This is a genomic window from Salinispora pacifica DSM 45544, assembly GCF_000378845.1.
Classification (GTDB): Bacteria; Actinomycetota; Actinomycetes; order Mycobacteriales; family Micromonosporaceae; genus Micromonospora; species Micromonospora pacifica.
The window spans coordinates 583,195-603,090 of sequence record NZ_KB905359.1; the positions used below are offsets into that span (position 1 = coordinate 583,195).

The following is a 19,896-nucleotide window of genomic DNA, read 5'->3' on the forward strand; positions in this document are numbered from 1 at the left end:
CCGGCCTGTTCTTCAGTCCGTTCTGAACCTGGGAGTAAGCCAAGGTGCGACGGAACCTCGTGCGCTTAGCGCCAGATCGCCTCGGATGCCGTTGGCGCTGGAGTCACTAATAGTGCAAGACCTCCGATGTCCGTTGAGGGTCAAGGGCAGGGGATGATTTGCCAGTGGATACGGACGAAGCTGTGCGCTTGGTTCGGTCACAGGTGTGGTCGGACCGGGTGGAGGCCGGGCGCTGTCTGAGTGTTGTTGTCGGGCAGGAGCCGGTGGATGTCGCGGTGCGCGCTCTCCTTCTCGATCGTGATAACACCGCGGTGACCGACGCGACTGCTGAGGCGCTGCTGCGGCGTGGTGACGCACCGGCGCTGCGACTGCTGGCTGCGGCCTGGCACGTCGCGGAGCCGGAGACCTCGGATCACATCTACGTTGCCTTGGGCAGCATCCTGTTCGAGCTGTCCTGCGCCGAGCCGGGGGATCGCTTGCGGTTCCGAGCCGTGGTTGAGGGCTTGCTGGTCGAATCTGACCCCGATGTTTGTGCCGGTGCCCGGGATCTGCTGGATGCAGTTGCCCGAGCAGTACGGGACTGACTCAGGGGCTTGTCGGCGTTACCTGGGCGAAGGCCTTGGTCGGGTCGTATAGCTGTTCGGTGGCCAAGCAGTGATGGAGACAGCCAAGCAGCCGGTTGAACAGGTGGCGTAGGGCTGCGGGATGGGGGCCGCCGTGACCTCGGCGGCGCTGGTAGTGCTGCTTGGCGGGTTCGGCGTAGGTGGCGGCGACGAAGGCCCACAGATAACCGGCAGCGGCAAGTCGATCGTTTTTCACCTTGCGGTGGGTGATGGAGACGCTGCGCCCGGACGCGCGGGTGACCGGGGCCGCGCCGGCGTAGGCCTTCAACGCGCGGGCATCGGCGAACCGGGCGCGGTCGTCGCCGATCTCGGCCAAAACGCGGGCGCCGGTCACATCGGCCAGACCGGGAAGCTTGTCACGGTCGCGTGGTCCGGTGCCGGCGGAACGCTTCGCTGGCAACACGCTGCCGCCTGGCCTTCCGAGCATCTGACTGCGAGCGGCGTTAGCCCTTCCATCAGGGGATCCGTAGGGGTTCGTCACCTGGTCGTCGAACGAGCAACCACCGGCGGACCGGCACAGCCACTCACAGTGCAGGTCAGGTGCCCTGTGACAGATCCCGCCGACGCGGTGTGAAACCCAGACACCCCCCTTCAGGAGGGACTCCTCGTCCCCCTGGAGTCGGCGAATGTTGACGACCTACGCCCACGGGGCTTTCTACCAACTGTGGTCGTCGGTTACACATAGCGTGTGGATCACCTCTACTGGAACTTCGGTACGTGCGCGGGCGGTGCGGTGTTCGAGATCAGGTTGCGTGGTTCGACCGCCAGGGTCTGCCTGATGGACGGCGATGAGTATCAGGCGTATCTCGATGGTGACGAGTACGAGCACTTCGGCGGCTTCTACGACGTGACTCCAGTGGCCGAGGTCGGACTTCGGGTCAACGAGCTGCGCAGCCTCGATCTTGCCGACGTCAAGTGGGACCTGGGCTGGTTCGACAAACTGCACGTGCGCAACGGCAAGGGCGCCCGGGGCTCCGGCCCACGGGAACGGATGGTTCCGCTGATCAACAACTCCGGAGCGACCCTGCGCTGGTTCGTCGAGGATGTGTGGGGACACTTCGATGACGACCACGCCCGGCCCGGGGCCCCGCTGTTTCCCTCCGAACGCCGGCGCGCCGACGGCAGTGCCGCCCGTGTCGGCGACGACGCGGTGCGCGCCTCACTCGCCGCGGCCGCGCGCATTCACCTGCCGGAGCGGCCCGAGGCGCTGACTCCTCACGTGTTGCGGCACTACTGCGCCAGCCAGCTGTATGCCGGCGGGATGGACCTGATCGCGATCCAGGAGGTCCTCGGACATGCCTGGATCGCCACCACCTTGCATTACGTCCATGTCCATCGCACCCATGTGGAGGACGCCTGGGTGGCCGAGCAGCAACGGGCGGCCGAACGGCTGAAGGGATTGGTGACGCCGTGAAGTGGAACCTGCGGCTAGCAGCCGCCCAACGCGGCATCTGGAAGGCCAGCGAGCTGCAGCGCATGCTCGCCGAACGAGGCCTGAGCATCTCCGCGGGGAAGATGTCCGGGTTGTGGTCCGGACAGCCGGCCAGCATCAAGCTCGACGACCTCGACGTGATCTGCGCCGTCCTCGGCTGCGGCGTGGCCGACGTGCTCATCCCGGAGCCGGACAAGGTCACCCGACCCGCAGCGGAGCAGACGCCCCAACAAGCCGCGGTCGGTGCCATGATCGTGGTGGCGCCGCGGCGCCGGGACGGACGCTCGCTGCCACCAGCATGAGCTCGGCCCGGTGCCGGACCGCCGACATGATCGGGCCGCCGCAGCTGCATCGACTGCCTGGCCTGGGGCAGACTCGGCGGCCGCCGGTGTATCACCTGATCGGTCTTCCGCCACGACAACCCTGACCGGGGCCGGTGCGCTGGCTGCGACCGCGTCCGAACGCATCCGGCCGAGGGTCTCCACCGGCAGGTCGCGCAGCAGCCAGGCGATCCGCGGCGCTTCGTAGCCGGCATCCAACACGATCACGATGTCGCGGTCGCCAGCCTGCCATTGGCCGGCGTCGGTCAGCCGGTCGACGAGCTGCCGGATCTGCGCGCACGTTATCGCGGTGACGTCCGCGCCCGGCGGCAACCGGACCGCGTCCAACAGCGCGGTCCACGAGGTGCGACCGGTCTCCAGCGCGGCGACAAACGAGTACGGCCAGCCCGGGATCATCCGGTGTTCGTCCTTACCGCGTCTTGGCCAGTTGCCCGCGCAGCGCCTGCACCTCGATATGGCCGTGGTTGAGCGCGTCATACAACGCGCCGTGCCCGCGCCGGTGCTCCGGCGCCAGCGACAGCCCGACCAAGCTGAAACCCCGCCATCGCATCGATCGCTTCCACTCGGTCCGTCATGCCAGCAACAACGAAACTTCGATACGGCTGGACATGGCTGGAGCTTTGTCAGGGCGGCCTGCTTCACGACGCCGTTTCTGAGGTCGTTGCGAGATGCCTCTTCTCCGGGGTGGCACCCATCGGCAGGGGCCGGTAAGGTCGCCGCAATTGGATCCGCAACATTGATCTCAGTGGTGACTTGGCCGATGTGAAATGGGACCTGGGCCGGTTCGGCAAGCTCCACGTCCGCGTCGACAAGGGCTCGCGGGGATCCTCGGCCGAACAGCACGACACCTGTCGACGTACCGGTTCCGGCGCAGAGCCAGGCACGCCACATGTGCAGGACCCGGGTGAGTAGCGCTGGGGGACGTTGTGGCGCCGACCGCCCCGGTGAACGCACGCCTGTTGCTCACGATGAGTAGTCGATGGACGTGGGCTACCTCCCGGATCGCGGCATGAGCGGATGGGCAGCGACCAGTCGCCCCGGTCGGCGGCATGGAGCGCTTGCCAGGCATGCTGATGTGATGTCGACGCAGCGGTACCTCGTTCTTCACGACTACGGCATGGGTGGCCTGTGGTGGTGGATTCGCGCCAGGTCGGTCCGCGAGGTGCGGGAAACCTTCGCCCAGGTCGAGGTCGTCGACGACCCCGCCGCTGTCGCGCGCGCCGAGGGCTGGAATCTCGACGAGGTAGACATCGATACGGCGACTCCTCCTGCCGGTTTGAACGAACTACGCGCCACGCGCGACAAGCAGCGCGCGCTGCCCGGTTTCGGCGCGCTCGCCGACAAGCAGGTGCTGTTCTTGCGTCAGGTGTGGGACGGCGACGAGCCGGCGACGTACCTGATGGAGATCGGGCCGGACGGTCGCCTTGTCCGGCAGGTGGAGGTAGCCGAGGACGGCACCGGGATCAAGACCGACTCCGAGGACTGGCCCTTGAATCCGCCGATGGTAGATCTTTTCGATCCGCAGTTGCCGAACCAGGAGATCGATCGTGAGGAGTTCGAACGAGCGTGGGCGGCCGCACGGTGGGAAGACGGCCGGTAGTCCTATCGGTGACAGCCTGCAGCAGTGACCTACCCCCGATCCGCCGCAAATCCGGATGTCGCAACACGATGCTGCCAGGCATCATCATCGCGTGGATGCCCGCCGAACGATTGTCCTGATCGATGACCTTCGTTCGTTCGTGGATGGCCGTGGTGCCCAGGTGGCCCGTACCAGCGCCGCAGGAGTTGAACTCCTCGAACGGTGCCGGGACCGGCGCTTGGACGAGCTGTGGCTAGACCACGATCTCGGCGGGGACGACACGATCTGGCCGGTCGTGGCGGTCCTGGAGCGGGCCGCCTTCGACAAGCGCCCCTTTGACGTCGGCGTCATCAACGTCCACTCCGCCAACCCGGCCGGCGCCGCGAAGATCGCCCAGGTCTTACGGCACTGGGGGTATCGCGTCCGCGTCGCGTCAGGTTCTACCGACGTCGGCTATCTCGACGGCCCCGTGTGAGCTGACCGGCTCGAAGCCCCCCGTCCGACGGCCGCCACACTCGGACGGCCAGATCAGTGCGTCGAGCCAGTGAGCGTCGGGGCGGGCGGCAGGTTCTCGACTACCAGCTCCGCGGCTTCCTCCGCTGTTGCGGCGAAGCCGATGACCCGCTCGTAGCCGGCGGAAATGACCGGGCAGGGAGGGCCCGCCGCAGGCGATGAGGGGCAGATCATGGGCGGGCACGCACCAGGGTAAATCCACGCGGTCCTCAACAACCTGGCTGCCGCCCGTCGAAGCTGGCGACGGTGTTCCGGTGCCGCCAGGGTGGTCAGGGCTGCGACGTTGCGTGCGTGCAGGTCCGTGCGCTTTGATCGCGGCAAATCGTGTGATTGACGGCTACGAGCCGCGCACGAAGGCTCCTACCCCTCGGCCTGCATCAGGTTCCGACCGCGCCCCACACCGCCGCCCGTTCCTGTTCCGACAGGGCAAGGATCGGATCAGAAGCAGCCGACCGGATGTCGAAGTCTGTGGGTCAAGAGGCTCATAGCAGCAGGAACAACCGGACGGATGATCAGACACGCCGGGCACTCTACGGCTCGCCGGCCGGATCTGGTACGTCGTCGACTCGACGACCACCGCATCATCGTCATTCGCGCCGGCCCCGAACACCCAAGGCTTACCGGCATCCCTTTCGCCGCCGCGGCACGAAGAACGCACTACTTTCGGCAGATCCGGACGCCGCCGAGTCGGCCAACATGACCGACTGTAGTCGATCTTTGCTGAGCCAGCTCGGCCGCGAGCTCGCCGCCGCACTCGCAGATGTCGATAGCTGCTGTGCCTTCGGTGGCGTACGCGGCAAGCAGCCCAAGCTGAACCCGCGGCAGGAGACGCATCTCGTGGCGTTGCACGCGGCCGGCGAGCACACCAGCGCCGAGCTGGCCGAGTTGTTCGGCGTCGCCCGCTCGACGGTGTACCGAGCGATCGAGCGCGCCGCATCGGCTCGGGCACCTGACCCCCGCCGGGACTGAGGCTCCGCCCTGGGCGGGGGTGGTCAGAGCAGGGTGCGCCAGTAGTCCCAGAACTTCAGACCGATCAGCGCGGTGAGGATCAGCAGCCAGACGGTGGGGATGGTGCTGTGCACCTGCAGCAGCGTGTCGGTGAGCCGCCGCGGCGCGGGCAGGTGGCCGCGGTCAAGGTTGTGCAGGGTGGTGTAGGTGAACAGCACGATCATGACGACCCAGACGACCATGCAGTACGGGCAGAGCGCGCCGATGCGGTAGAGGCTCTGGAAGGACAGCCAGTGCACGAACCCGACGCCGAACACGGTGCCGGCCTGCAGGGTGAGCCACCACCAGCGGGGCAGCCGGGTGCCGGCGATCAGGGCGGCGCCGGTAGCGGCGACGACGGGGAAGGTGGCCAGGCCGATGAGCGGGTTCGGGAATCCGAACACCTCGGCCTGGCCGGTGGCCATGATGGAGCCGCAGGACAGGATCGGGTTGATCGAGCAGGTCGGCGTGTAGCCGGGGTCCCTGAGCAGGGCGATCTTCTCGACGGTCAGGACGAACGCGGCGAGGGCGCCGATCAGCCCGCCGATGGTAAGCGTCCAACCGATCACCCGGTAGCCCAGGGTGGGCGGGTCACCGGCCGGATGCTTGGCAGCGGTGTCGGCCAGGGTCGCGGTCACGAGTTCAGCGAGGCGTCGACGGCGGCCTTGAGACCGGCGTAGTCGGGGCGGCCGGCGAACTTCTCGCCGTTGATGAAGAACGTCGGGGTGCCCTGCACGCCGAGGGCTTCGCCGTCGGAGGCGTCAGCCTTGACCCGGTCGGCGACCTGAGTGCTGGCCACGTCGGCCTTGAACCGGGTCATGTCCAGGCCCAGTTCCTGGGCGTAGCCCTCGAACACGGCGGCCTGCGACTGCTGCTGGTGACCCCACACCGTGGCGGTGTCGAACAGCTTCTTGTACATCGCCTCGAACTTGCCCTGCCGGGCGGCGGCCTCGGCGGCGTGCGCGGCGTTGTAGGAGTTCGGGTGACTGGCGATCGGGAAGTACCGCACCACGTAGGTGATCCGGTCGCCGTATTCGGCGCGTAGCTTCTCCACGCTCGGGTAGGCGGCCAAGCAGGACTCGCACTCGAAGTCGAGGAACTCCACCACGGTGGTCTTGCTGTCCACCGCGGTGGACAGCCGGTGGCTGTCGGGGCGCACGACCGCCTCGGCCACGGCCGCCGGCGTGCTGTCGCCGCCGCGGTTGACCAGCACCACGCCGGCCAGCACGGCGAGCGCGATGGCCAGCACGCCGAGGGTCGCCTTGAGGTTCGTGCTCATGCCCGTCTTGCGGATCTTCCGCGTTGCCTTGGCCGCCGACTGGGCAGCCTTGGACGGGGCCGCTCCCGCCGCGCGGGCGGACCCCGTGCCGCCGTGGGGCACACCCGTTCCTGGACGACCGGGCCGGGCGCCGCCGGCGCCCGAGGGCCCCTTAGCCGTGCGCTTACGAGCGTTGTTCGTCCCCATCAGCATCCCTTCATCCGGCGGGCCCGTCCGCTCGGGCGCCCCTTCCACAACCCCGGCGAGGATACAGCGGCGGCTTTATTCAGTGGCTGAGCGGCTGCTGGGGGTTCCCTGTGAGGCAGTACGCATCCCCTGCCGTTAGTACAGCATCGGGTGTACTATTGTGGGTGTGGAGACGTTGACGTACGGGCAAGTGCTGGCTCGCTTCGGCCACGCGCTGTCGGATCCGATCCGGGCGCGGCTGCTGCTGGCGCTGCGCGACGGGCCCGGATATCCGGCGGAGCTGGCCGAGCTGCTGGGCACGACCCGGCAGAACCTGTCCAACCATCTCACCTGCCTGCGCGGCTGCGGCCTGGTGGTCGCCGCGCCGGAGGGCCGACGTACCCGCTACGAGTTGGCCGACCCGCGGCTGGCGCATGCCCTGGGTGACCTGCTCGGCCTGGTCCTGGCCGTGGACCCGGCCGCGTGCCCGGACTCCGACTCGAAGGGCTGCTGCTGATGAGCCTGCCCCTGATCCAGCTCACCCCGGCCGGACCGACACCAGCCCGGCGGGCGGTGCTCGCCCGCCGGGTGCGGCTGTTCGTCGCCGCGACGATCACCTACAACGTGATCGAGGCGGTCGTGGCGATCACCGCCGGCACCCTCGCCTCGTCGACGGCGCTGATCGGCTTCGGCCTGGACTCGATCATCGAGGTGGCCTCCGCGGCCGCGGTGGCGTGGCAGTTCGCTGGCCGAGACCCCGAAGCGCGGGAGAAGACGGCGCTGCGCATCATCGCCGTGTCGTTCTTCGTCCTCGCCGCGTACATCACCGTGGAGTCGGTGCGCGCGCTGCTCGGTGGCGCCGAGGCTGAGCACTCCAGCGTCGGCCTGGTGCTGGCCACGGTGTCGCTACTGGTGATGCCGGTGCTGTCGTACGCGCAGCGCCGGGCCGGCCGCGAACTCGGTTCCCGCACGGCGGTGGCCGACTCCAAGCAGACCCTGCTGTGCACCTACCTGTCCGCGGTCCTACTCGTCGGCCTGGCGGTCAACAGCCTGTTCGGCTGGTCCTGGGCCGACCCGATCGCCGCCCTGGTTATCGCCGCCGTCGCCGTCAAGGAAGGCCGCGAGGCGTGGAAGGGCGACACCTGCTGCGCGCCCAACGCCGCCCTGCACGCCACCCCGGCCGTCGCTACCACTGGTGACGCGACCGCCGGTGGCTGCGGCGACGGCTGCTGCGACACGACCGAGTCCGGGGCGCGGTGATGGCCGTAGCCGCTCTGACCATCTACCTGGCCGGGCTGGCGCTGGCGTTCGGATGGCGCAGCGTCGTGCAATGGCGCCGCACCGGCGATACCGGGCTGCGCCTGGACGCCGGGCCGGCCGGCACCCTCCGATGGTGGGCGAAGCTGCTGTTCGCCGCCGCGTTGCTGCTCGGCCCGGCCGGCCCGGTCTCCGCGATCGCGGGCCTGCCCCCGCTCGGCGTGCTCGACCACCGGGTGGTGGGCACAGCCGGACTGGTCCTGGCTGTGGCCGGGGTGCTGGCCACCCTCGTCTCGCAGTTGCACATGGGCGCCTCCTGGCGCATCGGGTTCGACCCCGGCGAGCGCACCGCGCTCGTCACCACCGGCGTCTTCGCCCTCGCCCGCAACCCGATCTTCACCGCGATGACCGCCACCAGCCTCGGCATCACCCTGATGACCCCCAACCTGATCTCCCTAGCCGCCACACTGGCGCTGGTCGTGTCGGTGCAGCTGCAGGTCCGCGCCGCCGAGGAGCCCTACCTGATCCGCCTGCACGGCGCGGCCTACACCGCCTACGCCACCCGAGTGGGCCGGTTCCTGCCCGGCCTCGGCCGCCTCAGAACCCCACCCGGCACAGGACCGGAGCAGGCCACCGGGACGCGCACGAGCATCGCCGGTCCCTGAGCACGACCAGGCGCACGCGCGCTACGGCAGCTCTGCCGTAGCGCCCGGTCCGGACACCGGGCCAGCCGCACTGCCGGGCGCGGAGGTGCTCGGCGACCAGATCCCAGCGGATCGCCCGGCCATCATCGCCGGCGCCAACCCCGGCCAGGCACCAGCCTCGCCAGCGGCGGGGCGGTACAGCTTGACGTGGTTGATCCGCTTGATGCGCGGCAGCAGGTCGAAGCCGAGCAGCCGGGTGATGCCGAAGCCGATCTCGGACTGGCCGTGGCTGTCGGTATAGTTCGCCTCCACCTGCATCGTGGTGCCGTGCCGGACCGCGCCCTCTACCATCGCGGCGACCTCGGACGCAGTGCAGGAGATCAGCTGGGAGTGGATCGCCATAGACGTGCGTTCGACGTGCCAGTAGATGAGCACGCCGCGGCCACCGTAGCGCGAGTGCCACTGGGTGAAGATGTTCTGGTCGTAAGCACCGAAGTGCGTCGAGTCGCTGGCCACCGCCGTCGACCCAGTGCCCCAGATGCTCTCGGAGCGCACGGCGAAGGTGGCGTTGGTGATCTCCACGGCCATCGCCCGTGCGCTCTCGGTCGATAAGAATCGGCGGCGCACATACCGCAGGTCGTCCTCGCTGTGCCCGTGATCGCCGGCCGCGGCGGCCTTGATGCCGGTGTCAATCAACGCCACGGTGCCCCACTGCCGTTCGATCTCCCGCTTGAGCCGGCGCAGGTTCGCAGGCTCCGGCAGTGATTACGTTCGAGATTCATTGACACCCCAGACGGCCTCCCACGGAAGACCCCGGTCTCCCACAAGGCGCGAGCACCGCCGAGCGCCGGATTGTTCAGCACCGCACGCCGCCACATCAGCGGCACCAACGCTCTCCCTCATCTTCAGGCACAACCAGTGGCCAATTATCGAATTTTTGTTATTGGTAATCCGGAAATCCAAAGGAAGTCACAAAGCGGACAAAATCTCGGTACATCATAATGACTGTTATGGTGTACCGAGGTTCGCGGTCGCTGCCGCGTGGTCGAGTGCTGGTTGTCCTGTCCCAGTGGATCTGCGACTTCCCGCCGAAGGTGAAGTCGTTGGCCCGGCTATCTGCGACCCGACCCAGTGAGACGGGTGCCGTGCTCCTGGTTGAACCGAACCCCGGGGGTGACGTACCTGGTAGACCGAGCTGGCCACGCGGAGCGGTTAGTACATTTGATCGAACACGAGGGGTATCGTCCGAGGATGACATCCTCGGACCTGCCTCCGGACCTGTCCGGCTTAAGTCCTCGTCAACAGCAGGTCCTGGCCGTGATACGGCAGTGGGTCGAACGCTACGGGTATCCACCGACGGTGCGGGAGATAGGTGCTGCGGTCGGGCTCGGGTCCCCATCGTCGGTGGCGCACCACCTGAAGGTGCTCCAACAGCGTGGCTTCCTGCGCCGGGCTGCACGCGGGCCACGCGCCGTTGACGCCCGCCCATCGCGACGCCCAGACGCCTCTGGCGGTCCGGACGCGCTCTGGCGTTCAGGTGCCGCTGCTGGGCTCGATCGCTGTCGGCGCTCCCATTCTGGCCGAGGAGTACGTCGAGGAAGTCCTGACCCAGCCCAGGAAGCTCGTCGGCCAGGGAAGGCTGTTCGCGCTGCATGTCCGCGGAGACTCGATGGTCGAAGCTGGCATCGCGGACGGGGATGTCGTCGTGGTGCGGCAGCAAGCGGTGGCTGACAGTGGCGACAGCATTGCCGCGATGATCGACGACGAGGCCACCGTCAATTTCTTGCGCATCCGCGATGGCGCCGTGGACCTGCTACCCCGCAACCCGCGCTACCCCGTCATCCTCGGTGACCGCGCGGTAGTTCTCGGCAAGGTGGTCGGTGTGCTGCGTCGTAGCTGAGCGTGTCCGCCAGTAGCGCGCGGCAAGAGATCAGTGCTGGAGCGCGTAAGGTCGGCTGGACCGGCGGCCTTCACGAAACTAGGACGGGACCGGACATGGACCAAGGCACCCGCGACGAGCTGCTCGGCCGCTTGGCTGAGGCAGTCGGGTCCGTCACGATCGCACATCCGACACGGGTTGCCATCGACGGACCGCCCGCCGCAGGCAAGACCACGCTCGCTGACGAGCTGGCCGTCGTCTTACGTCACAGCGCCGCGACGTCATCCGCGCGACGATCGACGATTTCCTCTTCCCCCGGGCACAGCGCTATCCGCGAGGCGAGTACTCGGCCGAAGGCTGCTACTTCGACACCCACGACTACGACGCGCTGAACCGGGTTCTGCTCGATCCGCTCGGCCCCGGCGGCGATCGACACTTTCAACACGCGGTCTACGACCGCACAGCGGATGTTGCGCTGTCCACGCCGGTCACCACTGCCCCCGCCGACGCCGTGCTGATCTTCGACGGCGTCTTCCTCATGCGCCCGGAACTGATTGAACGGTGGGACCTGCGCATCTTCGTTTCGACCGCACTCGAGAAGACCGTGGATCGTGCCGTAATCCGAGAACGCCGGGTGTCATTTCCGGCCGAAGTCGAACGGCGCTGGCGCGAGCGTTACATCCCCTCCCAACAGCTCTACTTCGCTACGGTGCGCCCGACCCATCACGTCGACATCATCGTGCACAACGACGAGCCCCAGCAGCCGGTCTGGCAGAGCCGAACACGCTGACCGCACTCAATCCGGCGCGTCCGTGCGCCGCCGCACTGGGACGGCCGGCGGCGCTCCGTGGCCCGCGGCAGATCCGCGCACCCGACCTTGGCCAACCGGTGCTGCGAGACGTGCGATTAGGGTCTGCGCATGCGCGATGACATCGTTCTGCGGCTCGACCGCACCACCGCGGAAGATCTGTACGTCGCGCTCTACGAGGCCGGAGAGCACATCGCGGCCGGCGCAGCCATCACTCCGCCCACGGCCGAAGAGGCCGAGCGCCTGGGCACCTTTCTGCGGGACCTGGGCCACGCCCTTGGCCGTCGTTGCTCTCCGTACTGCGACCACCTCTAGTTTGGTAAGGGGTCGCGCGTGCTCAGCGGCAGATCCGGACGTCTGGATGGCTTGGAGTGTGTGACTGCAGCGGTTGCCCCAACCAGGAGGTGAAAGTGCTTGGCCCTGGCGCACCAGTGCCACATCGACTGCAGCACGCCACATTTGTGGCGAAGCCGCTGACCAAGGACGTCGCCGCCTTGGACTACGCCGCCTACATGGCAAGCCCGGATGTCGTTCGCGTGCATAGCGATGGTCGGTGGCCCGTTGAAGGGTTCACCTTGCAGCAAGACCTGAAGCTTGTCGCGAAGCACCAAGCCGACCATGAGGCCCGCCGCGCCTTCACCTTCGTCCTGCTTGCAACCTTGGAAGGCGAAGCGCTCGGATGCCTGTACCTGAACCCGCTCCACGAGTACCTGCGTCGGGTACGAGCAAAACCGCAGACGATGGACACCTTCCCGCCAGACTCCGCGATGGTCACCTTCTGGCTTCGTCAGGACCAACAAGGCACCGGACTGGCAGAGGTGGTCGCGGAAGCCGTAAACGACTGGCTGGTCAACGACTGGCCGATAAAAATGCATCTCTTCCGCATCCTGCCGGGCGAGTGGACATCCCGTGCGGCGCTGGAGAGACTCCCCCTGCGGCGGATCGACTTGCTGTTGCCCGGTGAGGAACGTCCCTACCTCTGGTATCAGCCGCGATAGGTGACGCCTTGCACTCGCCCGCACTTCGGCATGATCGATGGTCCCGTTCTCGGCACGACCGGCGCTGGTGCGGCGCCGTCAGCGGCAGATCCGGACGTCTGAGTGTCACCGTCGGCTGTGGCCTTCGGCTGAAGCGAACTTGTCCTACCCCTGTGCTCTCATCCCGCCGTGCATATGGTCGTCTGTGGCGCACTCGTGGAGAACGGCGCGATCCTGCTGGTACACCGCAGCCCGACCCGCCGGGCATATCCGGATCTCTGGGATTTGCCCGGCGGGCATGTCGAAGCGGGTGAGCCGGAACTACAAGCCTTCGCGCGTGAGATGCGAGAGGAGCTGGGCGTTCACATTGTGATGGAGTCCTCTTCCCGGTTGGGCGACTGGCATGCCGGCAGTGGTGAGGACGCCGTTCACGTGAGCGTCTGGCTGATCGGGGACTGGGTTGGCTCTCCGATCAACCGTGCTCCTGAGGAGCATGACGACATCGCGTGGGTCGGGATCAACGAGTTGGGCGGCCTTCCCCTCGTGTTTGGCGCCCTGCCGGCATTGCTTCGTTCCCTGCCTGAGCTCGGCCGGCTGGCTCGTCGCGACGAGCCACGGACAACCGCATCGCCGAGCGGTCCGTAAAATCCATCGCTGCTCGTCACTACCGTCCGGATGGATCGCCTGCATCCGGTCATCGGCAGATCCGGACATCGTCAGGGCCCGGTGAACGTCGCTCTGCGTAAACGATGGTCTCTGCGTGCTGACGGCGGCGCGGCCATCAGCACGCCGCTGAGCTTGCGGGTATCGAGAGCTGCTGTGTACTCGGTGGCGTACGCAGCTCTGTACTGCAACTCGTACGCCGACACCCAGGGAGCATCTGCGGTCGGCGTCGTTCGGGTCTGCTGTACCAGTAGGTGACATCTGAGTTGGCTTGCCCTGTGGGCGGGCTGGAAGGATGTCGCTGTGCCCAAGCCTTACCCCCGAGAGTTCCGTGATGACGTCGTGCGGGTGGCTCGTGACCGCGAGGCGGGAGTGACGGTCGAGCAGATCGCGAAGGACTTCGGGGTCCACCCGATGACGTTGTTCAAGTGGCTGCGTCAGGCCGACATCGACGCCGGCGCGAAGCCCGGCACGCCCAGTGGCGAGTCAGCCGAGCTGCGCGAGGCCCGCAAACGGATCCGCTTGCTGCAGGAGAACGAGGTCCTGCGTCGGGCCGCTGCTTACTTGTCGCAGGCGCATCTGCCGGGAAAAGGCTCTACCCGCTCGTGAGCGAGCTGGCCGCCGACGGGATCCCCGTCGCGGTGACGTGCCGGGTATTGAACATCGCTCGTCAGCCCTACTACCGGTGGCTCGGCCGGCAGCGTCGGTGACGCCGAACTCGTCGCCGCTCATCGCGCGAACGCCCTGGTCGATGCCCACCGCGATGACCCGGAGTTCGGGTACCGGTTCCTGGTCGATGAGGCCCGCGCCGCCGGCCAGGCGATGGCCGAGCGCACCGGGTGGAAGATCTGCTCGGACAATGGCTGGTGGAGCGCCTTCGGTAAGCGCAAGAAGCGCGGCAAGGGCGGCAAGGTCGGTCCACCGGTTCACAACGACCTCGTGCAACGGGACTTCACCGCCAGCGGGCCCGAACCGGTTGTGGCTGGCCGACATCACCGAACACCGCACCGGCGAGGGCAAGCTCTACCTGTGCGCGATCAAGGACGCGTGGTCGAGGCGGATTGTCGGCTACTCCATCGACTCACGGATGAAGTCCCGGCTGGCCGTCAACGCCCTGTACAACGCCGTAGCCCGACGCGGCCGGCTGGCCGGCTGCGTGCTGCACACCGACCGTGGGTCGCAGGGCGAAAATTTGTCCACGCCCTGCACCAGCATCACATGACCGGATCGATGGGCAGAGTCGGCGCCGCCGGCGACAACGCCGCCATGGAATCGTTCTTCGGCCTGCTGCAGAACAACGTCCTCGACCGGCGGACCTGGACCACCCGCCAGCAGCTCAGGACCGCGATCGTGACCTGGATCGAACGGACCTACCACCGCCGCCGACGACACTCTCTGTCCCGGTTGACCCCTAACGAGTACGAGACCACCATGACCCCACCGGCCAGTCAGGCCGCGTAACTGGAACCGTCACCCATCGGTGCAGCAGACCCCATCCTCTCCGGATGACCCGAAGCTCGGCCGAGCGAAGTCGTTCCGGCATTTCACGCTTACCAGCGCGTATGAAGCGTTCCTGCGGAAGCTCCGGACCCGCCACCCGCATTGGCCGCGGACCTGCGCGGCAGCCGGCACCTCCCGGGTCCGCCTCCACCGATGCGCTGAACTCGACGGTGACCGCACCCGCGGCCGTTCACCGTGGCAGTCAGGCGTAGGTGTCCTCGAAGGCGAGGCGTCGCACGGTACGCAGCGTCGATTGGAGGCTGTCGAGGTCGGTGGAGCCCAGGGCGAGGCGGATCGCCTGCGGTGTGTGCACCGTGGTGGTGAACGGCTGCGCCGTGGTGACCGAGATGTGGTGCCGCGCGAGGGTGGCGGTCAGGCGATCGGCGCGTGCGTCGTCGGGCAGCGGCAGCCAGGCGAAGTAAGACGAGGGGTGGCTGATGAGCGGCAGGCCCGCCAGTTCTTGTCGGGCGAGTGCTTGGCGGGCCCTGGCGTCGTCGCGCTTTTGCGCTTCTAGCTGGTCCGCCGTGCCGTCTTCGAGCCAGCGGCAGATGATCGCGGTGGTCAGTGCCGGGGTGTTCCAGGTGGTGGCCCGGATCGCGCGTTCGAGTGCGGGCACGGTGGTCGGCGGAGCGAGGACGAAGCCGACCCGCAGGCCCGTGGCGATGCTCTTGGACAGTCCCGAGACGTAGACGGTGATCTCCGGCGCGGTCGCGGCCAACGGCGGTGGGGGGTCCTCGACCAGGTAGGCGTAGGAGGCGTCTTCAATGATGATCGCGCCATTCCGTCGGGCAATCTCGATCAGACGGACGCGGTCGGCCGCCGGCATAACCCAGCCTAGCGGGTTGTGCAGGGTGGGCATGGTGTAGATCGCGCGCACCGGGCGGGCCGCGCACAGCTTTTCGAGGGCTTCGAGGTCCGGTCCGTCGGTAGTTGTGGGAATGGGCTGCAGGTCGAGGTGGAAGGCGTGTGCGAGCACCTTGAAGCCCGGGTAGGTGAGTGCGTCAACCACGACGACGTCGCCGGCATTGAGCCCGGCCATGACGGTGACGGCCAGGCCGTGCTGCGCGCCGGTGACGATGAGGATCTGATCCGCGTCGGCGGTGATTCCGCGACGCCTCAAGTGCCGCGCGATCGAGGCTCTGTCCCGGGGACGGCCTCGATGCGGTTGGTAGCGCAGCAGGGAGTCGAGGTCACCGGAGGTGGCCACCTCCCGCAGGGCCTGCCGTAGGAGGGCGGCCTGGCCGGGCAGCGACGGATAGTTGAAGTTGAGGTCGACCGCATCCGTGGCGACTGCCTGCTGATCGATGCCATGGCCGACCGGAACCGCGGGGTCGCGTACGAACGTGCCGCGGCCCTGTTCCCGGCTGACCAGGCCCATCACTTCCAGTTCGGCGTACACCCGGGTTGCGGTGACCACGGCGATGCCCTCGCGGGCGGCGAGCCCACGGTGGGTCGGCAGCCGCGTACCTGCGGCGAGCCGCCCCGCGCGGATGTCGGATGCGAACGCGTCCACCAGGGCTTTGTAACGTGCGGATGCCATACGCCGAATTGTATCCATGACAATTTTTTGACTGTTCTGTTCGCTGGCTCCTACCGTCGGTCCAGACCCGCCCAGCCGGAAGGACAGCCACCGTGCATATCGCCATCCTCACCTTTGAGGGCTACAACGAACTCGACTCCCTGATCGCGCTCGGTGTGCTCAACCGCATCAAGACCGACGGCTGGCGCGTCACGATCGCCACCCCTAGCCCCACGGTGACGTCGATGAACGGGGTGGTTATCGAGCAAATGTCCACCCTTGAGCAGGCATGCGCCGCTGACGCCGTAATCGTCGGCAGCGGCATTGCCACCCGTGAAGTCGTCGAAGACCCGGCAATCATGAACGTCCTACGCGATCTGGATCCCTCGCGCCAACTCATCGCGGCGCAGTGCTCGGGCGCACTCGTACTGGCCAAGCTTGGTCTGCTCCACGACATCCCCGCCTGCACCGACCCGATCACTAAGCCCTGGGTTATCGCCGCCGGCGTCAAGGTGCTTAACCAGCCCTTCTACGCGAAGGACAACGTCGCCACCGCGGGCGGCTGCCTGGCCTCGCACTACCTCGCCGCCTGGGCTATCGCCCGCCTCCAGGGCAAGGACGCCGCCGAAGGCGCGCTGCACTATGTCGTCCCGGTCGGCGAGAAGGAGGAATACATCGAGCGTGTCTGGCGCAACATCTCCCCCTACCTGCCCGCCCCCGCGTCGGCGCTCGCGGGCCGGGGCGGCGACGCTGGCCCGCCCCGCTGCCACCCAGTCGCCCTACAGGAACACCGGTAGGGCGACCAGCCCGCGTAGTCGAAACGATTCCCGCCACCGGATGTCGTGGGCCGGCACGGCCAGCCGGATCCCGGGAAAACGGTCGAGCAGGATGGTGACGGCCACGGTCGTCTGGAGCCGGGCGAGTGGTGCGCCCAGGCAGTAGTGGATGCCGTGCCCGAAGGACAGGTGCGGGCGCCGCATGCCGGTCGTACCGAGTGTGTCGGGTGCAGTGAACTGTGCGGGGTCGCGGTTCGCGCTGGCCAGACAGAGCCAGATGCGATCACCGGCGGGGATCGTCTGGCCGGCGATGGTGATGGGTTCGCGGGCGAATCGTCGTACTGCCAGCGGGAAGGAGGGGTTCCACCGCAGAACACCGTCGACGAGTTCGTCGAGGGCCAGCGACCCGGTGCGTACCGCCGCCGGTAGCTCCGTGTTGGTGAGCAGCGCGTGGACTACGTTGCCGATGAGCGCGGCGGTGTTGTCGTAGCCGGCGAACATCAGCAGGAAGAGCATCGCGACGAGTTCGTCGTCGGTGAGCCGGTCGTCGTCCTCACGGGCGGCGAGGAGACCCGTCAGCAGGTCGTCGCCGGGCCGTGCCCTCTTGTGTGCCAGCTGTTCGACCAGGAAGCGGCGCATGTTGGCCATGGCCGATCGGGACTGGGCGGGCTGGTTGGCGTCGGCGGAGAGCAGAGTGTTCGTCCACCTCCGAAAGTCGACGCTGGTCTGGGTGGGCAGGCCCAGGAGTTCCTGCATGACCTGCAGGGGCAACGGTGACGCGAGGGAGCCGATCAGCTCCGCCTGGTCGTGGCCGACGAGACCGTCCAGCAGCGTGCTGACGATCCGCTCCACCGCGGGGCGCAGGTCGGCGACGCGGCGAGGGGTGAAGGCGGCCGCTGCGAGACGTCGGAGTCGAGTGTGGTCGGGTGGGTCACGGTTAAGTAGATGCGCATCCAGCTCGGGGGGCAGCGACGAACCGTGCTCACCATCGGTGCTGCTGAGGCGCTTGTCGACCGACAGACGCGGGTCGGTGAATGCCGCTCGTACGTCGTCGTAGCGGGTGACGAGCCACGCGGGCGCGCCGTCTGGCGTGCGGATGTGATGCACCGGAGCCTCGTCCCGCAGCGCGTTGTACCGCCGGTGCGGGTCACGAAGCAGGAGCTGGTCGAAGACGGGAGCCGGTTGTGACGTCATGCCAACTCCTGGGCCGACGTGTGGAGTCGGGCAGCGGCGACGATCGGTGTATCGGTGCAGCAGAACCCCTGACCTCGTCGATTATAGGAGCCTTCGTGGTGGCCGGTTGGGGGTGGCACCGCGATGGAGGCGCACGGCCTCCCGTCGCCCTCGGCGGGTGACCTGCGTGCCACGGCGGAGGGTAGCCAGCTACTTTGATGATTGCCGATGCAAGCCTGCGCCACCGGGTCACCGCCAACCGCGAACTCCATCCAATTCCGAAGAGCCGTCATCCGTTGGCTCCGAGGATCCGTCACGCAGGCTATCTCCCAGTGCTTCGTGGGAAGTGCCTTCAGGTGGGCGCCGCCCTGAAGCCACGTCGGACAAATCTCGGTGCTGAGCCGGAGTGTTCGTTGAATCGCACAAAAGGCCTGCGGACCGTTATTGCAGCACTCGCAATCGCAGCTCCCATGACCCTGTTCTCGCCAGCCTCTCCGGCAAGCGCAGCACAGTCGTGCACCCTTGGAGGCACTTCGCTGGGCTCGTATGGCGGCTTGAGGTGGTCAATCTGCAACGGCGGCAACTGGAATCAATTCCAGCAGTTTGTGCGCTGCACTGAGAACAGCGGAAGCGAATATACTGCTTATGGTAGCTGGTCCGGCCACAATGGCCGATCGGAGGCACGTTGCCACGAGTTCGCTTACATGAATTCGTATGGCGTGAACTACCGGTGATTGCGTGATCGGTTGATGATGTCGCCGAGTGCGGCTTGGTGTGGTAACTAAACCTGCGTGGAGGTTAGTCGCAGGGGAAGATCCTATCGGTAATCGATCATGGAGTTGTGATACTTCACGATACCGAAAGAACCTTACAGTGACGGCACCAATCTCCTCGGCGGCTCACTTCCTGCGGGCTTGGCCGAGCAGGAAGTAACCGGTAGCTCGTCGTCCGAGGTGCACCCAGGTGGAAAACTGGACGACGAGGCGGCAACCAAAGGCGCCGGCCACAACGCTTCCGGCGAGTGAGGATCGTCTGTCCGGTGTGCCACCGCCGCACCGCCCGCTGCCGATACCCAGCATCCCTGGATGCCACCGCGCAGCGGAAATCGATTGAGGCGAGCCGCTCGACCAGGGCAGTATGCCGCTCGTGACCCAGGCGACCTTGTGGACCGCGCGAATCCAACTCGTGCCGTTGGGCGACGATCACCTGGAGGGTGAGGTCCAGCTCGATGCAGATCCGGAAGTCATGCGTTATCTGGGCCGGCCGCGGCAGCGGGCGGAGGTGGAGCAGGCGCATCGGCGGCGAATCGCCACCGCGTCGGTGGTTCCCGGCCTCGGTTTCTGGGCCGGGTTGGTGGCGGGCTCGTTTGTCGGATGGTGGATTCTGCAGCCGCCGGAGCGTGCGGATCAGGGGCCGGTCGAGGGGCAGGCGGAGTTGGGCTACCGACTACTGCGCCGGTACTGGCGTCAGGGCCTGGCCAGCGAGGGCGCCCGGGAACTGATCCGGCACGGCTTCGCCGACCTGGGCCTGCACCGCATCTTCGCCGAGACGATGGCGGTGAACCTGCCCTCGCGCGCGACCATGGCCGCGGTCGGGCTGGACTACGTACGCACCTTCCACCTGGACTTCGACGCCCCGCTGCCCGGCAGCGAACACGGTGAGGTCGAATACGCGACCACCCGCCAGGAATGGCTGGCAAACCGACCAGCCGTCGTACGCCACCCGGTACCCGGGACACACGGAACCTAACCGCCGGCAGATCGGCCGAACGGGCAGTACCA

20 protein-coding genes and 5 pseudogenes are annotated in these 19,896 nt (G+C 67.4%); 18 read left to right on the forward strand and 7 right to left on the reverse strand.

Annotated features, from left to right (window positions below; translation table 11 throughout):
• The first annotated feature begins 311 nt into the window (after positions 1-311).
• Positions 312-584, forward strand: a complete 273-nt coding sequence (locus SALPAC3_RS0102630; protein WP_232430446.1) for a hypothetical protein — start codon at positions 312-314, stop codon at positions 582-584.
• A 1-nt stretch (position 585) separates the two neighbouring features.
• Here the strand turns inward: SALPAC3_RS0102630 and SALPAC3_RS0102635 are convergent.
• Positions 586-972: pseudogene (locus tag SALPAC3_RS0102635) on the reverse strand (transposase); the annotation flags it as partial.
• Between the two features lie 339 nt (positions 973-1,311).
• Between SALPAC3_RS0102635 and SALPAC3_RS25255 the strand changes: the two are divergent.
• Both SALPAC3_RS25255 and SALPAC3_RS26580 read left to right on the forward strand, forming a co-directional pair.
• Complete coding sequence (locus SALPAC3_RS25255) at positions 1,312-2,037, forward strand: tyrosine-type recombinase/integrase (protein ID WP_018219719.1); 726 nt, start codon at positions 1,312-1,314, stop codon at positions 2,035-2,037.
• The gene (locus tag SALPAC3_RS26580; RefSeq protein ID WP_027647004.1) at positions 2,034-2,357 is read left to right on the forward strand and encodes a helix-turn-helix domain-containing protein; all 324 of its coding nucleotides are present in this window, start codon (positions 2,034-2,036) and stop codon (positions 2,355-2,357) included. Before SALPAC3_RS25255 ends, SALPAC3_RS26580 begins: the two co-directional genes overlap by 4 nt.
• Positions 2,358-2,444: 87 nt before the next feature.
• Here the strand turns inward: SALPAC3_RS26580 and SALPAC3_RS29160 are convergent.
• Positions 2,445-2,928 (reverse strand): annotated as a pseudogene (locus tag SALPAC3_RS29160) (transposase); the annotation flags it as partial.
• A gap of 447 nt (positions 2,929-3,375) precedes the next feature.
• On the opposite strand from SALPAC3_RS29160, the gene SALPAC3_RS0102655 reads away from it, so the two are divergent.
• The 3 genes from SALPAC3_RS0102655 (at position 3,376) to SALPAC3_RS0102665 (ending at position 5,457) form a co-directional block, all read left to right on the forward strand.
• The gene (locus tag SALPAC3_RS0102655) at positions 3,376-3,996 is read left to right on the forward strand and encodes a hypothetical protein (protein ID WP_232430447.1); all 621 of its coding nucleotides are present in this window, start codon (positions 3,376-3,378) and stop codon (positions 3,994-3,996) included.
• A 55-nt stretch (positions 3,997-4,051) separates the two neighbouring features.
• Entirely contained in the window at positions 4,052-4,450 is a 399-nt protein-coding gene (locus tag SALPAC3_RS0102660) for a cyclic-phosphate processing receiver domain-containing protein (RefSeq protein ID WP_408640396.1), read from the forward strand.
• A 755-nt stretch (positions 4,451-5,205) separates the two neighbouring features.
• On the forward strand, positions 5,206-5,457 hold the full coding sequence (locus SALPAC3_RS0102665) for a helix-turn-helix domain-containing protein (RefSeq protein ID WP_018219724.1): 252 nt from the start codon (positions 5,206-5,208) through the stop codon (positions 5,455-5,457).
• Between the two features lie 23 nt (positions 5,458-5,480).
• On the opposite strand, the gene SALPAC3_RS0102670 is transcribed toward SALPAC3_RS0102665, so the two are convergent.
• Both SALPAC3_RS0102670 and SALPAC3_RS0102675 read right to left on the reverse strand, forming a co-directional pair.
• Positions 5,481-6,113, reverse strand: a complete 633-nt coding sequence (locus tag SALPAC3_RS0102670; RefSeq protein WP_018219725.1) for a vitamin K epoxide reductase family protein — start codon at positions 6,111-6,113, stop codon at positions 5,481-5,483.
• The gene (locus SALPAC3_RS0102675; protein ID WP_018219726.1) at positions 6,110-6,754 is read right to left on the reverse strand and encodes a DsbA family protein; all 645 of its coding nucleotides are present in this window, start codon (positions 6,752-6,754) and stop codon (positions 6,110-6,112) included. Before SALPAC3_RS0102675 ends, SALPAC3_RS0102670 begins: the two co-directional genes overlap by 4 nt.
• 346 nt (positions 6,755-7,100) lie before the next feature.
• Between SALPAC3_RS0102675 and SALPAC3_RS0102680 the strand changes: the two genes are divergently transcribed.
• The 3 genes from SALPAC3_RS0102680 to SALPAC3_RS0102690 are packed head-to-tail and all read left to right on the forward strand — an operon-like array spanning position 7,101 to position 8,841.
• Positions 7,101-7,436 (forward strand): ArsR/SmtB family transcription factor, encoded by a 336-nt coding sequence (locus SALPAC3_RS0102680; protein ID WP_018724890.1) that lies wholly within the window; start codon positions 7,101-7,103, stop codon positions 7,434-7,436.
• Complete coding sequence (locus SALPAC3_RS0102685) at positions 7,436-8,179, forward strand: cation efflux transmembrane domain-containing protein (protein ID WP_026185173.1); 744 nt, start codon at positions 7,436-7,438, stop codon at positions 8,177-8,179. Before SALPAC3_RS0102680 ends, SALPAC3_RS0102685 begins: the two co-directional genes overlap by 1 nt.
• Positions 8,179-8,841: a methyltransferase family protein gene (locus SALPAC3_RS0102690; RefSeq protein ID WP_018219729.1), complete on the forward strand. Its 663-nt coding sequence runs from the start codon at positions 8,179-8,181 to the stop codon at positions 8,839-8,841. The genes SALPAC3_RS0102685 and SALPAC3_RS0102690 overlap by 1 nt, the downstream gene beginning before the upstream one ends.
• A 21-nt stretch (positions 8,842-8,862) precedes the next feature.
• Here the strand turns inward: SALPAC3_RS0102690 and SALPAC3_RS25260 are convergent, their stop codons facing one another.
• Complete coding sequence (locus SALPAC3_RS25260) at positions 8,863-9,522, reverse strand: Tn3 family transposase (protein WP_050563677.1); 660 nt, start codon at positions 9,520-9,522, stop codon at positions 8,863-8,865.
• Positions 9,523-10,071: 549 nt separating this feature from the next.
• Here SALPAC3_RS25260 and SALPAC3_RS26585 point away from each other — a divergent pair.
• The 7 genes and pseudogenes from SALPAC3_RS26585 to SALPAC3_RS27825 all read left to right on the forward strand — a co-directional run.
• Positions 10,072-10,233 (forward strand): annotated as a pseudogene (locus tag SALPAC3_RS26585) (LexA family protein); the annotation flags it as partial.
• Positions 10,234-10,255: 22 nt separating this feature from the next.
• On the forward strand, positions 10,256-10,720 hold the full coding sequence (gene lexA / locus SALPAC3_RS26590; protein ID WP_232430448.1) for a transcriptional repressor LexA: 465 nt from the start codon (positions 10,256-10,258) through the stop codon (positions 10,718-10,720).
• A 95-nt stretch (positions 10,721-10,815) separates the two neighbouring features.
• Positions 10,816-11,489, forward strand: a pseudogene (locus tag SALPAC3_RS25270) (cytidylate kinase family protein).
• 129 nt (positions 11,490-11,618) lie between these two features.
• On the forward strand, positions 11,619-11,822 hold the full coding sequence (locus SALPAC3_RS0102710; protein ID WP_018219733.1) for a hypothetical protein: 204 nt from the start codon (positions 11,619-11,621) through the stop codon (positions 11,820-11,822).
• 146 nt (positions 11,823-11,968) lie between these two features.
• Positions 11,969-12,505, forward strand: coding sequence for a GNAT family N-acetyltransferase (locus SALPAC3_RS0102715; protein ID WP_026185174.1), 537 nt, complete (start codon positions 11,969-11,971; stop codon positions 12,503-12,505).
• Between the two features lie 174 nt (positions 12,506-12,679).
• Positions 12,680-13,129: an NUDIX domain-containing protein gene (locus tag SALPAC3_RS25275; protein ID WP_018219735.1), complete on the forward strand. Its 450-nt coding sequence runs from the start codon at positions 12,680-12,682 to the stop codon at positions 13,127-13,129.
• A 321-nt stretch (positions 13,130-13,450) separates the two neighbouring features.
• Positions 13,451-14,608 (forward strand): annotated as a pseudogene (locus tag SALPAC3_RS27825) (IS3 family transposase).
• Positions 14,609-14,849: 241 nt separating this feature from the next.
• On the opposite strand, the gene SALPAC3_RS0102740 reads toward SALPAC3_RS27825, so the two are convergent.
• The gene (locus SALPAC3_RS0102740) at positions 14,850-16,187 is read right to left on the reverse strand and encodes an aminotransferase-like domain-containing protein (RefSeq protein WP_018219737.1); all 1,338 of its coding nucleotides are present in this window, start codon (positions 16,185-16,187) and stop codon (positions 14,850-14,852) included.
• Positions 16,188-16,279: 92 nt separating this feature from the next.
• Here SALPAC3_RS0102740 and SALPAC3_RS0102745 point away from each other — a divergent pair, with 92 nt between their 5' ends.
• The gene (locus SALPAC3_RS0102745; RefSeq protein ID WP_018219738.1) at positions 16,280-16,963 is read left to right on the forward strand and encodes a DJ-1/PfpI family protein; all 684 of its coding nucleotides are present in this window, start codon (positions 16,280-16,282) and stop codon (positions 16,961-16,963) included.
• Here the strand turns inward: SALPAC3_RS0102745 and SALPAC3_RS0102750 are convergent.
• Positions 16,946-18,136, reverse strand: a complete 1,191-nt coding sequence (locus tag SALPAC3_RS0102750; RefSeq protein WP_018219739.1) for a cytochrome P450 family protein — start codon at positions 18,134-18,136, stop codon at positions 16,946-16,948. The genes SALPAC3_RS0102745 and SALPAC3_RS0102750 overlap by 18 nt on opposite strands.
• Positions 18,137-19,252: 1,116 nt before the next feature.
• On the opposite strand from SALPAC3_RS0102750, the gene SALPAC3_RS0102755 reads away from it, so the two are divergent.
• Entirely contained in the window at positions 19,253-19,864 is a 612-nt protein-coding gene (locus tag SALPAC3_RS0102755) for a GNAT family N-acetyltransferase (protein WP_018219740.1), read from the forward strand.
• Positions 19,865-19,896 lie beyond the last annotated feature (32 nt).

What these genes read in the sequence shown, in the direction of transcription:
- SALPAC3_RS0102685 (WP_026185173.1), top strand. Translation starts at nt 7,436, where the DNA reads ATGAGCCTGCCCCTGATCCAGCTCACCCCGGCCGGACCGACACCAGCC.
- SALPAC3_RS0102690 (WP_018219729.1), top strand. Translation starts at nt 8,179, where the DNA reads ATGGCCGTAGCCGCTCTGACCATCTACCTGGCCGGGCTGGCGCTGGCG.
- SALPAC3_RS0102750 (WP_018219739.1), bottom strand. Translation starts at nt 18,136, where the DNA reads ATGACGTCACAACCGGCTCCCGTCTTCGACCAGCTCCTGCTTCGTGAC.
- SALPAC3_RS0102740 (WP_018219737.1), bottom strand. Translation starts at nt 16,187, where the DNA reads ATGGCATCCGCACGTTACAAAGCCCTGGTGGACGCGTTCGCATCCGAC.
- SALPAC3_RS0102660 (WP_408640396.1), top strand. Translation starts at nt 4,052, where the DNA reads ATGTCGCAACACGATGCTGCCAGGCATCATCATCGCGTGGATGCCCGC.
- SALPAC3_RS0102675 (WP_018219726.1), bottom strand. Translation starts at nt 6,754, where the DNA reads ATGAGCACGAACCTCAAGGCGACCCTCGGCGTGCTGGCCATCGCGCTC.
- SALPAC3_RS0102655 (WP_232430447.1), top strand. Translation starts at nt 3,376, where the DNA reads ATGGACGTGGGCTACCTCCCGGATCGCGGCATGAGCGGATGGGCAGCG.
- SALPAC3_RS0102710 (WP_018219733.1), top strand. Translation starts at nt 11,619, where the DNA reads ATGCGCGATGACATCGTTCTGCGGCTCGACCGCACCACCGCGGAAGAT.
- SALPAC3_RS0102755 (WP_018219740.1), top strand. Translation starts at nt 19,253, where the DNA reads ATGCCGCTCGTGACCCAGGCGACCTTGTGGACCGCGCGAATCCAACTC.
- SALPAC3_RS25275 (WP_018219735.1), top strand. Translation starts at nt 12,680, where the DNA reads ATGGTCGTCTGTGGCGCACTCGTGGAGAACGGCGCGATCCTGCTGGTA.